This is a genomic window from Nesterenkonia populi (genome assembly GCF_007994735.1).
GTDB classification, from domain to species: domain Bacteria; phylum Actinomycetota; class Actinomycetes; order Actinomycetales; family Micrococcaceae; genus Nesterenkonia; species Nesterenkonia populi.
In genome coordinates, this window is the sequence record NZ_VOIL01000001.1 from 2,316,154 (window position 1) to 2,329,372 (window position 13,219).

The window sequence follows — 13,219 nt, forward strand, 5'->3', positions numbered from 1 at the left end:
CACGGCCTGCAAAATGCTGAGACTGGGGCAATGGGACGACGCCGACCACCTCCGAAAGAGCTTGCAGCCAGTGCCGTGACCAGCGCTCAGGCCACACGCCTCGGGCAGAGCCCCGGCGTCCTGCGCCGCACTGCTTTCATCCGGCTGAGGTCCGGGGTCTATGTTCCTGCATCCACAGAGCTCGACGACGACGCCCAGCTGCGGACCCGAGCTGAGGCGCTCTTGGCGGAGTACCAGGGAAGCTGGATCTCCCACCGCACTGCAGCACGGCTGAGCCGGGCCCCTCTTCCCCGGCGCCTCAGCAGGGACAGCGCCATCCATCTCTCTGTACCAGCCCCGCAGAACCGTCCGCGCCGCGAAGGCGTGGTCGGCCACCGGGCACAGGTCAGGGGCACCGACGTCGTTGCCCTCGGCCCTCTGCTGCTGAGCAGTCCGGCACGCATGTGGCGTGAGCTCGCTCACGAGTGCAGCGTCGAAGAGCTCACCGTGCTCGGTGATTGGCTTGTCCGGCACCCCTACCCCAAATGGGAGGGACGGAACCACCCATACTCGACGGTGGACAGCCTTCGAGCGCAGATCGTGCCAGGAATGCGCGGAGCCTCCGCTGCTCGTGAGGCCTTAACACTCATCCGCGTCGGATCGGACTCACCCACCGAAACAGAATTCCGCCTCGCCCTCCTGAAGGACGGGCTTCCCGAGCCGCAGATGCAGGTCTCCGCCGACCCATCGACCCCTTGCTCGCCGAAGGGGGACCTCGGCTACCTGAAGCAGAAGATTGTGATCCAGTACGAAGGCGCCACGCATTTCACCCCCGAGCAGGCGCAAGCTGACCAGCGCCGCGACAACGTCTTCCTGGCGGAGGGGTGGGTGGTGCTTCGGCTCAACCGGGTTGACCGCCGTGAAGGCTTCCGGACCGCCGTGCAGCAGGTACGCGCGCTTCTCACCCATCGCAGCTGACAAACCAAGACAGCGAGAGGCCGATCAGGACAGGATCTGGGGCGCTAAGTGCCGCAATTGCTGCTCGGATTGGCCTCTCAGTGAGTTCGGAAGGATTGGCCTTCTGAGCGGCTCAGGCGAGGGAACGCTCAGCTGATTCCACAACGTTCGCGAGGAGCTCCACGCGGGTCATGGGGCCTGCTCCGCCGGGGTTCGGGGAGTAGAAGCTGGCCACGTCCTCGATGCCGGGGGCGATGTCCCCGAAGATCTTCGCCTTGCCGGTCTCCGGGTTCACCTCACGGGTGACCCCCACATCCAGCACGATGACGCCGGGCTTCAGGTCCGCGGGGTCGATCATGTGCTTCACGCCCGCGGCCGCCACCACCACATCGGCGCTCCTCAGGTGCGAGGCCGTGTCCTTGGTGCCGGTGTGGCAGAGGGTCACCGTGGCGTTGACGTTCCGGCGGGTCAGCAGAAGGCCGATCGGCCGGCCGATCGTCACCCCGCGCCCGATCACGACCACGTGCTTGCCGCTGAGGTCAATGCCGTAGTGCCCGAGCAGGTCCACACACCCCTTCGGGGTGCAGGGCAGCGGGGTGGTCATCTCACCAGCGGTGGAGGCCACCAGCCGACCCAGATTCATGGGGTGGAGGCCGTCTGCGTCCTTATTCGGGTCGATGGCCTCCAGGATCGCCTGTGTGTCCAAGTGCTGAGGCAGCGGAAGCTGAACGATGTACCCGGTGCAGGCAGGGTCATTGTTCAGCGTGTCCAGCTCGGCGAGCAGCTCGTCCTGGCTGATGCCCTCCTCGAGCTGCACCTGGATGGAGTTGATGCCGACCTCCGCGCAGTCGCGGTGCTTGCCCGCCACATAGGACTCGCTGGCCGGGTCCGAGCCCACCAGCACAGTCCCCAGCCCAGGGGTCACGCCCTGCTCCTTGAGCTTGGCGACCCGCTCGGCGAGGTCTTCCCTGAGCGCGCGGGCGGTAGCCCTGCCGTCGAGAATCTGAGCAGCCACTGACGCGCTCACCAGTCCTCGAGGCCGTCATAGAGAGGAAAGTCCGCAGCGAGCTTCTCCGCCCGGGCGCGGAGCGCGGCGACGTCTGGGCCGGGCTTGAGCGCCTCAGCGATGATGTCAGCGACCTCGCGGAACTCATCCTCGCCGAACCCGCGGGAGGCCAGCGCCGGGGTGCCGATCCGCAGTCCGGAGGTGGTCATCGGCGGGCGGGGGTCGTTCGGGACCGAGTTGCGGTTCACGGTGATGCCGATGTCGTGCAGGAGGTCCTCGGCCTGCTTGCCGTCCAGCTCGGAGTTCCGCAGGTCCACCAGCACCAGGTGCACGTCGGTGCCTCCGGTGAGCACGGAGACACCGTGCTGAGTGACGTCGTCGGATACCAGCCGCTCGGCGAGCAGCTTGGCGCCGGCGACAGTGCGGCGCTGCTTCTTCCTGAAGTCCTCGGAGCCGGCGATCTTGAACGCGATGGCCTTAGCGGCGATCACGTGCATCAGCGGGCCGCCCTGCTGGCCGGGGAAGACCGAGGAATTGATCTTCTTCCTGTGCTCCTCCTTGCAGAGGATCATGCCGGAGCGGGGGCCTGCCAGGGTCTTGTGCACGGTGGTGGTGACGACATCGGCGTAGGGCACCGGGTTCGCGTGGAGGCCCGCGGCGACCAGGCCGGCGAAGTGGGCCATATCCACCCACAGGTAGGCGCCCACCTCATCAGCGATCTCCCTGAAGCGGGCGAAGTCCAGCTCGCGCGGGTAGGCGGACCAGCCGGCGACGATCAGCTTGGGCTTCTCAGCCAGGGCGATCTCACGGACCTTGTCCATGTCGATGGTGCCGGTCTCGGGATCCACCTCGTAGGCGACGATCTCATAGGTCTTGCCGGAGTGGTTGAGCTTCATCCCATGGGTGAGATGGCCGCCGTGGGCCAGAGAGAGGCCCATCATCTTGTCGCCGGGCTGGAGGAAGGCGGTCATCACCGCGACGTTGGCCTGAGCGCCGGCGTGGGGCTGGACGTTGGCGTGCTCGGCGCCGAAGAGCTCCTTGGCGCGCTCAATGGCGAGGTTCTCTGCGACGTCGACGAACTCGCACCCGCCGTAGTAGCGGCGGCCGGGGTAGCCCTCCGCGTACTTGTTGGTGAGCACGGAGCCCTGCGCCTCGAGCACGGCGCGGGGCACGAAGTTCTCACTGGCGATCATCTCGAGGGTGCCGCGCTGGCGGCCCAGCTCCTGGGCGATCGCCTCAGCGATCTCCGGGTCGACGTCTGCCAGGGGGGCGGTATTGATGTCAGCGCTCAAGAAGGGCTCCTCATCTCCGGTGGTGGTGCCGCGATCAGTCTACGCACGACGCACCCGGCGCGGGCGCCCCATGCTGTGAAAAGAGACACACACCAGACGCCCTTATTATGAGAAACTCATAACTGCTGGCATGATATATGGGATGACTCAGCAGGATTGGCCCACTCAGCTGCGCGAGCGGGGGCTGCGCGTGACCCGCCAGCGCCTCGCCGTGCTCGAGGCCGTCCACGCCCAGCCGCACAGGCCGGCCGAGTCTGTTCACTCCACTGTGGCAGAGCAGCTGCCGGATATCACCGTCCAGTCCGTCTACACCGTGCTGCACGACCTCTCCGCAAAGGACCTGATCCGGCGCTTCGACCCGCCGGGCGCCGCAGCCTGCTACGAGACCCGCACAGAGGACAACCACCACCACGCGATCTGCACCCGGTGCGGACGCATCGAGGATGTGGACTGCGTGCACGGGGAGGCCCCGTGCCTGGAGGCGCCCGCCTCCCTGGGGATGAGCATCGACGTCGCCGATGTGGTGTTCCGCGGGCTGTGCGCCGCATGCCGCCAGACGCAGGCCGAGTCCCCCGCATCGGTTGCCGCCTAAGATTTCCCCGCGCCTTTTTCGAGAATATTACGTTCCCTAGTATTTTCTATTAGAAGTTCTTGCGCATACAAAAAGCTCCCCGCGGAGAACCGCGGGGAGCTTTTCTGCGCTTCAGCTCGTCAGAACTGAATAGCGATCAGGACGCGACTCAGAGGTCGTCTGCCTCGTCGTCGTCAGCACCGTTGTCCATGGCGTCGTCCTCAGTGCCGAGCTCGTCGTCCTCAGCACCGTCGTCCATGGCGTCGTCCTCGGTGGTGGTGTCGTCCACGCCGTCGCCGTTGTCCTCGACGGCAGGGTCGTCAGCGCCGTTGTCGTCGACGCCGTTGTCGTCGCATGCGGCCAGGCCGAACATAGCGATGGAACCGACGCCCACGATTCCGGCGAGGTTGCGCAACTTGGAGTTCTCGGTAGTAGCCATATGTTGGTTACCTCCGTTTGGTCCTGCATCGATGTGATGCGTGGCGGAATTTCCGCCTTCATCGCCGCGGAATCCGTTCCCCGGCGAACTGTCTCCATACCACCAGACGTATCGACGGAATGGAAGCCAAAATCGGCCATTCAGGCCAATTCGGAGAAGACTCTTAGGCCTCATTCAGGTTGGAGCTGTCAGCACCCAGGCACTAACAGCCCGTGTTCAGGTTCACGCCTCAGTTCGAGGCTTCCATGACTGCTTCCTCGAGCTCTGCGAACTCGATGACAGTGTCCTCATCCGGCTCCTCGACCTCGTCGGTCTCATCCCAGTCCTCGAACGAGACGTCGAACTCCTGGGCCTGGTAGGAGACCAGATGCGGCTCGTCCTCGTCGGCAGCCACAGCGAAGACGGCGTTTTCGATCTCGTAGATCCAGACGTTCTCGCCCTCGACGGTGTCCGCCTCGCCCTCAGCGTCGCTCTCGGACACGGCGGACTCGAAGCCCTCGCGAAGGTTGGTGATGAACTCGCCGGGAGTCTCAATCATCTCCAGGTCCACGGCCTCGGTCACATGGACCCAGTCGCCGCGCTCATCAAGCCACTCCTCAAGCTCCTCGGGCTGAAGGCCCTCGGCGTCCTCGGGACGGGATTCCTCATAGGTGGCCACGAAGAACTCGTTCGACTCCAGGACTCGCTCACCGTCGTCGAAGATGCGCTGCTCCCCGTGGGAGAACGCACGGACCGCACCGTCACCCTCCATGTCACCGGCTATGGTGAGCTCCTCACCCTCAAGGTCCTCGCCATCCTCATCGGCGTCCTCATCCTCGTCCTCGGCACTGCCTGCCGCGCCGATCTCCGGGGCATCGTCCTCATCCTCGATGTCCTCCTGGATGAGCACCTCAATGGTGACGCTGTCATGGTCCAGGGAGCTCTCCCAGATGTCCTCCTCGATCTCGGAGAAGCTGGGCGGGTCCATGGTCTCATCGTCGGGCTCGCCGCCGGCGTCGTCCTCGTCCTCCTCGCCGGCGATCTCGTCAGGGTGGTCACCCTGGTCCTCAGCCCCGTCAGGATCCTGGCCCTCGGCGCCGGCGTCCTCCTCCTCAGTCTGATCATCGGCGGGAGTTCCGGGGTCGCCGCAGGCGGTGAGCGCCAGCAGCGCCACGCCGAAGACCCCCGTGGTCCTGTAGAACTTATCCATCTCTCTCCTTCTCCTTACTCGCCGCCCTCTGCGACGGCGTCAGTGATCTCCGGGTCATCGATCTCTTCGCCGGTCTCGACGGACTCGGCGCCGCCTGCCTCCTCGAGGATCTCGTCGATGGTGATGACATCCTCGGGAGCCTCGGGTGCCTCGGACTCGTTCCATTCGTCGAACGCGTAGGTGTTCGCACCGTCGCTGATCTCGAGGATGAGAGGCTCATCCCCCGCTGCGACGACGATGCTCAGGTCGTCCTCGGTGTAGATCCACACGTCCTCGCCGTCGCGAATGTCCTCCTCAGCCTCCAGCTCGTCATACTCGCCGTCGGCGAGCTCCTCCTGCCAAGTGGTCAGCACATCCTGGGCGGAGTAGACGCTCTCGGCGTCGGGAAACTGCACCCAGGCGTCGTCGATGATCTCAGCGACATCATCGGAGGAGACAGAGTCCGCCTCCTCCTCATCCTCATCATCGTCGTTGAGCTCGGCGGCGAGCAGCTGGGCGAACTCATCGCCGGCGAAGTACTCCTCACCGTCGACGACCACCTGCGTGAAGCTGGACTCCCCGGCGCTGAAGCTCATCTGCGAGGCGGTGCCGTCCAGGTCTCCGGTGATCTCCAGCTGCCCGGACTCGCCCTCGTCAATCTCGCCGAAGAGCTCGTCCACGTCCGCCTCGCCGGCCTCGATCTCGCCTTCGACTGTCACTGACTCGGCAGCCAGGGACGTCTCGAAGGCCTCTTCGCGGACCTCGCCGAACACGGGCGCGGCGCCGGTGGCGACATCGTCGTGCTGATCACTGGCATCCACCGGGTAGGGGCCGCAGGCACTGAGCGCCAGTCCGCCGGCGGTGAGCACGGCCGGGGCAGTCAGCGCAGTGGGGAAGGTGGGGGTGCGCGTCATTGCAGTGTGTGCCTCCTCATTCGGGACTCTCACAGACGGTACTGAGCAAGTCTGGGTGTTGCCTTGGTCTGGTCGGCCTCACCCTAGTGGAGGCCGACGCAGCCGCCCCGGATTTCCCTGAAGGCCTCAGACCAGGCGGGGATCGTCCTCACGCTTGAGCCGCAGCCAGCGGCATCCGTAGCCTTCCAGCTGCACCTCCGCGGCGGAGTCGCCGTCGAGCTCGTGGGTGTCCTCTGCCATGAGGTCGATCAGCTGCGTGCCCGGCTCCTCATCCTCCAGGACGAAGGGGACGTTGACGGGTTCGGGGGCAAGGTTGTGCAGCAGCACCAGGGATCGGGCCTCCCAGGTGACCCGGTGGACCAGCACGCTGCTGTGCGGCTGCTCAATGACATGGAACTCGCCCCAGCCGATCTCCGGGGACTCCCGGTACCGCTTGGCCAGGCGCGTGATGTGATGCAGCAGGGAGTCCTGCTCACGGCGGGCAGAACCGGCGTTGATGTGCTCCGGGGAGTAGGAGCCCTCGGTGACGGCGCGAGCCAGCTGCGAAGGCTTGGCGGAGGAGAACCCGCCGTTCTTCTCGCTGGACCACTGCATCGGGGTGCGGACCGCTTCCCTGCCGGAGACATCCAGGTTCTCCCCCATGCTGATCTCCTCCCCGTAGTAGAGCACGGGTGTCCCGGGCAGGGAGAAGAGCAGGCTGTAGGCCATCCTCAGCCGGCGCGGGTCCCCCTCGAACATGGTGGGCAGACGACGCCGGACGCCGCGCCCGGCGAAGCGGTGCTCCTCCTCCGGAGCGAAGGTGTCGAGGATCTCCTCACGCTCCTCGTCGGGAAGCAGATCCAGGGTGAGCTCGTCATGATTGCGCAGGAAGTTGGCGTACTGGACCCCCATGTCCAGGTCCTGCGGGCGTGACTCCAGAGCTTCCCGCAGCGGAGCGGCATCCTGCCGGGCGAAGGCCAGGAACATCTTCTGGTTGGTGAAGAAGTCGAACTGCATGGTCAGCTGGTCGCCGTCCTCACCCCCGAAGAAGGCTCGCTGCTCCTCATGCGGCAGGTTGACCTCACCGAGCATGATGGCCGAGCCCTGTCCGCTGGCACGGCGCTGTATGAAGGAGCGCAGGCTGCGCAGGTAGTCGTGCGGCTCCTCCAGCTCCTCCTCGTCCACCCCGAGCAGGGTGGTCTGATTGATCGCGAACGGAACGGCGTCGACCCTGAATCCGTCCACCCCCACCTGCAGCCAGAAGCCCATCATCTTCGCGATCTCATCGCGGACCTGGGGATTGGCGGTGTTCAGGTCCGGCTGCGTGTGCAGGAAGTGATGCAGATACCACTCACCGGTCTTCTCGTCCTGAGTCCAGATGCCGTCCTCGGAATCGGGGAACATGGTCTCGTCCGAGGTGTCCGGCGGGGTGTCGTCCCGCCACACGTAGTAGTTCCGGTAAGGGTTGTCCTTCGAGGCTCGAGACTTGCGGAACCAGGGGTGCTGGTCCGAGGTGTGGTTGATGACCAGGTCGATGATCACCCGGATGCCGCGGTCGTGAGCCAGACGGATGAGCTCCACGAAATCACCGTGGTCTCCGTAGCGGGGGTCGACGCCGTAGAAGTCAGCGATGTCATACCCGTTGTCCCGGCGGGGTGAGGGGTAGAAGGGCATCAGCCATATGCAGTTGACGCCGATCTCGGACAGGTAGTCGACGCGCTGGGTCATGCCATGGAGGTCCCCGATCCCGTCATTGTTGGAGTCGAGGTAGACCTCCATGTCGATGCAGTAGACGAACGCGTTCTTGTACCAGAGGTCCGCTGTCTCTGTGATGCGCATAATCAGCCTTTCCGGACCAGCTGCGGCAGAACCTGCTCACCGAAGACGTCGATGAACGGCTTCTGCTCCTGGCCCACGTGGTGGAGGTAGAGGGCGTCGAAGTGCTCAGCAGCCTCGGCGATCCATTCGGCGTGCTGGCCGGGCTCTGCGGAGGTCCAGACCGCCTCGGCGACGGTCTCTGCCGAGACCTCCCCGGCGGCGGTGTCGAAGTGGGCGGGGGTGGCCAGGTCCTGGTCCAAAGGCGGGCCTAAGGCATTGGCCGACCACTGATCGCGGGCGATGCCCATGGCCTGGTCATAGGTCTCAGCCCAGGAGAGATGGATCTGCAGCATGGCCTGCCCCTCTCCCCCGGCGTCGCGGTATGCCTTCAGGGTGTCGTGATGGGCGCCGCCGGGCTGGTTGAGGGTGATCATCCCCTCAGCCCATGCGGCGGCGCGCTGGGCGGACTCCGGGGTGATGCAGGCGGCGTAGAGCGGCAGCGGCTTCCCAGGACGATCGTAGAGGTACGCGTCCTCCAGCTCCACGTACCCGGAGTGCCGGGTGAGCCACTCCCCCTGGTGCAGCCGACGAATAATGTTGACGGACTCCTCGAGGCGAGCCCGGCGGTCCTCCTGCGGAAGCCACTTGTGCGCGGTGACGTGCTCGTTCATGTTTTGGCCCGCCCCCAGGGCTGTCCAGTACCGCTGCGGAAATATCTCTGCCAGGGTCGCTGTCGCCTGGGCTATCAGAGCAGGGTGGTAGCGCTGGCCGGGAGCGCAGACCGAGCCTATGGAGAAGCTGGTGCTGGCCAGGGCGGCCCCCAGCCAGGAGAGCGTGAACCCGGAGTGCCCCTGCCTCTCGGACCAGGGCATGAAGTGATCGGAGCTCATGGCGGCCTGGAATCCGGCCTGTTCGGCGTGCTGGACGTCGGTGAGCAGCTGTGAGGGAGCAATCTGCTCCTGGGAGCAGTGGTAGCCGAAAGTCGTCATATGCAAATCACCCAGATGAGTAGTCGATACATCGTCCCTGATCAGGAACTGTATCGACACCCACCTGGGTGATTGCTGGGTGCTTATCCATCAAGGAGAAACATATTGACGCATGAGCATCGTCGTAGTCCTAGGAAACTCCGCAAACTGTATCCCCGTCGTTATACCCGATCACACGGGCGCACGGCTGCCGCTGTTGCACCTTCACTCCTGCCGAGCCCAGGGTATAGCGGTGCCGCTTGAGGCTCACCCCAGTAGTTGCTCACTGAAGCTGAAGTAACGCTAAGCCCGGTTTCACTGCACCACCGCCCCTCGTGGTAGGTGCTGAACAAGGTCAGCCCCACTGCATTCGAGGTATCCGCGCGCTGCGTTGCCAACCAGCAGCCTGAAGGCAACGCATTAGTCCCACTGATGGCACCAGGGAACCCACTTGCGCTGTTACGGGCATCTTCATCAAGAGGAACTTATTACAACATGGAACCTGGCACAGATGGCTACCTTGTTACGCAAGCTAGCTGATATCCTCGCCACGTGAGCACAGCCAACGATGTACTGACGCACCTGCGCAAGGGGGTGCTTCAATACTGTGTTTTATCGGTGATTAACAATCGGTCCATATACGGACGAGAGATAGCCATCACACTGCGCAACCACAACCTCTTAGAAAGCGAAGGGAGCCTTTACCCTCTCCTGTCCCGCCTCCGGAAACAGGGATGGGTGAGTACAGAGTGGCAGGAATCCCCCTCTGGCCCTCCACGGCGTTATTACCGCCTCACTGACGAGGGACGGAAAATCCTAGACCAGTTTATACAAACGTGGGCGCCCTTTAGTGACGAGATTGACGCCTTACTCTGAAAGGAACCGCATGACAGCTTCAGCCGAGCGGGTCGCGTCTCAGTACGTCGAAAAGCTCGACCAAGCGATGGTGGGTGCTGATCTGAATGAACGTCGAGAAACACTTAACGAGATAAGGGGCGAGCTCGACAGACTAGTGGACGAGGGCACTACCGCTGAGGAGATGCGAGGCCACCTCGAGGCTCTGGGGCCGGTCGAAGATATTGCTCAAGCCGCTTCCCCTTCCGAGAAGCCCCCACACACACTTTTCGCCAAACTCACCCTGGCCTGGGCCTCTGCTAGCGCCGTCCTAGCCCTTTGGGCCCCCTACCTTGCGGCACCAGCAGCTTTGCTCAGCTTAATTGCTGGAAGGACACAGCGCTACGGAACGTGCGCGGTGTGGGGCAGAGCCTCAGTTCACATGAGCGTGGCCAGTCTTTGCCTCTCTGCCATCATGCTCTCCCTCCTCCTTGCCGTTTCTGACTCTAGTGCGGCATAAGAGTGTCGCCTCACTCGTCGGGAAGAAGTCGAAAGCAAACGATCCTCCGAGGAGATGAGCACGGGACTTGTGTGCGAATTGCGCGCTCACATGCTTTGCTCAACTCGCTTAAGGTCGTTACAGGCCACTCCGGGCGAAGAAATACTTGGACCCTTCAAACGCATCCAAAACTCCAGACCAAGCACCCGGACCACAAGCCAGGTAGCCCTGCAGGCTGAAGACTTTACCGTGTTAGCCGATATAAGAATGCACCCGACCCGACTAACTCCTACACCGTTACAACAGGCTGCTCGCCCTCGACCTCAAAAAGCAGCAGTGCATCACGCCACCCCCGCGCAGGCCAACGACTACACCGGGCAGGTAGGTGCGCAACATTGAAAGTTCCTCTCTGCGCGAGAGGCCGACTCCCCTTCGTGGCAGCACAGGGCCGGCGGTCAGCCGGGTTAGAAAATAGAGGTGGCCGTAGCTCCCAAGACTTGCTAGGAGAGCTACGGCCACCTCTATCGATAATCAGTGCCCTAAAGCGTTAGCTCTTGGCCAAGCCGTCCACGATCTCGTTCAGCGTGGCGGAAGGGCGCATGGCCTTGAACGCCTTCTGCTCGTCCGGGCGGTAGTAGCCGCCCACGTCTGCGGGACTGCCCTGCACGGCCTTCAGCTCCTCGACGATCTTCTCCTCGTTCTCAGTCAGTGCCTGAGCAACGGGCTTGAAGGTCTCGGCGAGCTCGGTGTCCTCGGCCTGCTCGGCCAGCTCCTGGGCCCAGTACTGGGCCAGGTAGAAGTGGGAGCCGCGGTTGTCGAGGCTGCCGATCTTCCGGCCCGGGGAGCGGTCCTCCATCAGGAAGGTGGCAGTGGCGCGGTCCAGCGCGGAGGCCAGCACCTTCGCCTTGGGGGCGGAGGCCTGGTCCGCGTACTTCTGCAGCGAGGGCACCAGGGCGAAGAACTCGCCCAGCGAGTCCCAGCGCAGGTAGTTCTGCTCGGTGAGCTGCTGGACGTGCTTGGGGGCGGACCCGCCGGCACCGGTCTCATAGAGGCCGCCGCCGGCCATCAGGGGCACGATGGAGAGCATCTTGGCGGAGGTGCCGAGCTCCAGGATCGGGAAGAGGTCGGTGAGGTAGTCGCGCAGGACGTTGCCGGTCACCGAAATGGTGTCATCGCCCTCACGCAGGCGCTCCACGGTGTACTTGGTGGCCTCGACCGGGCTGAGGATCTTGATCTCCAGGCCCTCGGTGTCGTGGTCGTCCAGGTAGTGCACGACCTTCTTGATGAGGTTGGAGTCATGAGCGCGTTCCTCGTCCAGCCAGAAGACGGCGGGGGCGCCGGTCTCCCGGGCGCGCTCCACGGCCAGCTTCACCCAGTCCTGAATGGGGGCGTCCTTGGTCTGGCAGGCGCGCCAGATGTCGCCGGGCTCCACGGTGTGCTCGATGAGCACGTCGCCTGCCGAGTTGAGGACCTGCACCTTGCCCGCAGCCTCGATCTCGAAGGTCTTGTCGTGGGAACCGTACTCCTCAGCCTTCTGCGCCATCAGGCCGACGTTGGGGACAGTGCCCATGGTGGTGGGGTCGAAGGCACCGTTGGCCCGGCAGTCCTCGATGACCGCCTGGTAGACCCCGGCGTAGGAGGAGTCCGGGATGACGGCGAGGGTGTCGTCGGTCTCGCCGGTGGGGCCCCAAAGCTTGCCTCCGTTGCGGATCATGGCGGGCATCGAGGCGTCGACGATGACGTCGGAGGGGACGTGCAGGCCGGTGATGCCCTTGGAGTCGTCCACCATGGACATCCGGGGGCCGTTCTCCAGGCCCTTCTGGTACTCAGCTTTGATTCCCTCCCCGGCCTCGCCGAGCTCCTCGGCGCCCTTGAGGATGGAGGCCAGGCCGTCGTTGGCGGACAGGCCGGCCTGAGCAAGGTCCTCCCCGTGCTTCTCAAAGATGGTGGGGAAGAAGGCTTTGACGATGTGGCCGAAGATGATCGGGTCGGAGACCTTCATCATGGTGGCCTTCAGGTGCGCGGAGAACAGGACGTCGGCGTCCTTGGCGGTCTGGACCTGCTCGGCGAGGAACGCGTCGAGCGCCTTCGCGGACATGAAGGTGCCGTCGAGCACCTCCCCGGCCTGGATCTTCAGACCTTCCTTCAGAACGTTGACGGCGCCGTCCTCAGCCACGTGCTGGAAAGTGACGGTGTCCTCGGCGTCGAAGACCGCGGACTGCTCGTTGGCGGCGAAGTCCTGGTCCCCCATAGTCGCTACGTTGGTCTTGGAGTCAGAGGACCACTCCCCCATCCGGTGAGGGTTGGCACGCACGTACTTCTTGATGGGCTCGGGCGCGCGGCGGTCAGAGTTCCCCTCACGCAGCACGGGGTTGACCGCAGAGCCCTTGACCTTGTCGTAGCGGGACCGGATGTCCTTCTCCTCATCAGTGGAGGGGGACTCGGGGTAGTCGGGCAGCTTGTACCCCTGCGACTGCAGCTCGGCGACCGCGGCCTTCAGCTGCGGCACGGAGGCAGAGATGTTCGGCAGCTTGACGATGTTGGCCTCGGGGCTCTTGGCGAGCTCGCCGAGCTCTGCCAGCGCATCAGCCTCCGCCTTGTCCTCACCGACGTAGTCGGGGAACTGGGAGACGATGCGGCCGGCGAGGGAGATGTCCCGGGTCTCGACCTCGACGCCGGCGGTAGAGGCGAATGCCTCGACGATGGGCTTCAGCGAATAGGTCGCCAGCATGGGTGCTTCGTCAGTGTTCGTATAAATGATCTTTGCCATGGGTATGTGTCCCCTCGAGGTCGAT

11 protein-coding genes are annotated in these 13,219 nt (G+C 64.3%); 3 read left to right on the forward strand and 8 right to left on the reverse strand.

Annotation, left to right across the window (positions count from 1 at the left end; translation table 11 throughout):
- The first annotated feature begins 75 nt into the window (after window positions 1-75).
- Window positions 76-957 carry a PDDEXK family nuclease gene (locus tag FWJ47_RS10830; RefSeq protein ID WP_147108070.1) on the forward strand — a complete coding sequence of 294 codons (882 nt, stop codon included), beginning with the start codon at window positions 76-78 and terminating at the stop codon, window positions 955-957.
- 112 nt (window positions 958-1,069) lie between these two features.
- Here FWJ47_RS10830 and FWJ47_RS10835 read toward each other — a convergent pair whose 3' ends face one another.
- On the reverse strand, window positions 1,070-1,951 hold the full coding sequence (locus FWJ47_RS10835; RefSeq protein WP_147109377.1) for a bifunctional methylenetetrahydrofolate dehydrogenase/methenyltetrahydrofolate cyclohydrolase: 882 nt from the start codon (window positions 1,949-1,951) through the stop codon (window positions 1,070-1,072).
- An 8-nt stretch (window positions 1,952-1,959) separates the two neighbouring features.
- Window positions 1,960-3,234 (reverse strand): serine hydroxymethyltransferase, encoded by a 1,275-nt coding sequence (gene glyA / locus FWJ47_RS10840; protein WP_147108073.1) that lies wholly within the window; start codon window positions 3,232-3,234, stop codon window positions 1,960-1,962.
- A gap of 142 nt (window positions 3,235-3,376) precedes the next feature.
- Between glyA and FWJ47_RS10845 the strand changes: the two genes are divergently transcribed.
- Window positions 3,377-3,826 carry a Fur family transcriptional regulator gene (locus FWJ47_RS10845; RefSeq protein ID WP_147108076.1) on the forward strand — a complete coding sequence of 150 codons (450 nt, stop codon included), beginning with the start codon at window positions 3,377-3,379 and terminating at the stop codon, window positions 3,824-3,826.
- 148 nt (window positions 3,827-3,974) lie between these two features.
- On the opposite strand, the gene FWJ47_RS10850 is transcribed toward FWJ47_RS10845, so the two are convergent.
- The 5 genes from FWJ47_RS10850 to FWJ47_RS10870 all read right to left on the reverse strand — a co-directional run bounded on the left by FWJ47_RS10850 (window position 3,975) and on the right by FWJ47_RS10870 (window position 9,112).
- Window positions 3,975-4,244: a hypothetical protein gene (locus tag FWJ47_RS10850; RefSeq protein ID WP_147108079.1), complete on the reverse strand. Its 270-nt coding sequence runs from the start codon at window positions 4,242-4,244 to the stop codon at window positions 3,975-3,977.
- A gap of 229 nt (window positions 4,245-4,473) precedes the next feature.
- Window positions 4,474-5,433 carry a hypothetical protein gene (locus tag FWJ47_RS12090; RefSeq protein WP_170228563.1) on the reverse strand — a complete coding sequence of 320 codons (960 nt, stop codon included), beginning with the start codon at window positions 5,431-5,433 and terminating at the stop codon, window positions 4,474-4,476.
- A gap of 14 nt (window positions 5,434-5,447) precedes the next feature.
- The gene (locus FWJ47_RS10860; protein WP_147108082.1) at window positions 5,448-6,326 is read right to left on the reverse strand and encodes a hypothetical protein; all 879 of its coding nucleotides are present in this window, start codon (window positions 6,324-6,326) and stop codon (window positions 5,448-5,450) included.
- Between the two features lie 126 nt (window positions 6,327-6,452).
- Entirely contained in the window at window positions 6,453-8,144 is a 1,692-nt protein-coding gene (locus FWJ47_RS10865) for an alpha-amylase family protein (protein WP_147108085.1), read from the reverse strand.
- Window positions 8,145-8,146: 2 nt separating this feature from the next.
- Complete coding sequence (locus FWJ47_RS10870) at window positions 8,147-9,112, reverse strand: TIGR03885 family FMN-dependent LLM class oxidoreductase (protein WP_147108087.1); 966 nt, start codon at window positions 9,110-9,112, stop codon at window positions 8,147-8,149.
- Between the two features lie 597 nt (window positions 9,113-9,709).
- Here FWJ47_RS10870 and FWJ47_RS10875 point away from each other — a divergent pair.
- Entirely contained in the window at window positions 9,710-9,967 is a 258-nt protein-coding gene (locus FWJ47_RS10875; protein ID WP_246126352.1) for a PadR family transcriptional regulator, read from the forward strand.
- 1,004 nt (window positions 9,968-10,971) lie between these two features.
- Here FWJ47_RS10875 and FWJ47_RS10880 read toward each other — a convergent pair.
- A complete protein-coding gene (locus FWJ47_RS10880) occupies window positions 10,972-13,194 on the reverse strand; it encodes an NADP-dependent isocitrate dehydrogenase (RefSeq protein ID WP_147108093.1) in 2,223 nt (740 codons plus the stop codon).
- Between the last annotated feature and the right edge of the window lie 25 nt (window positions 13,195-13,219).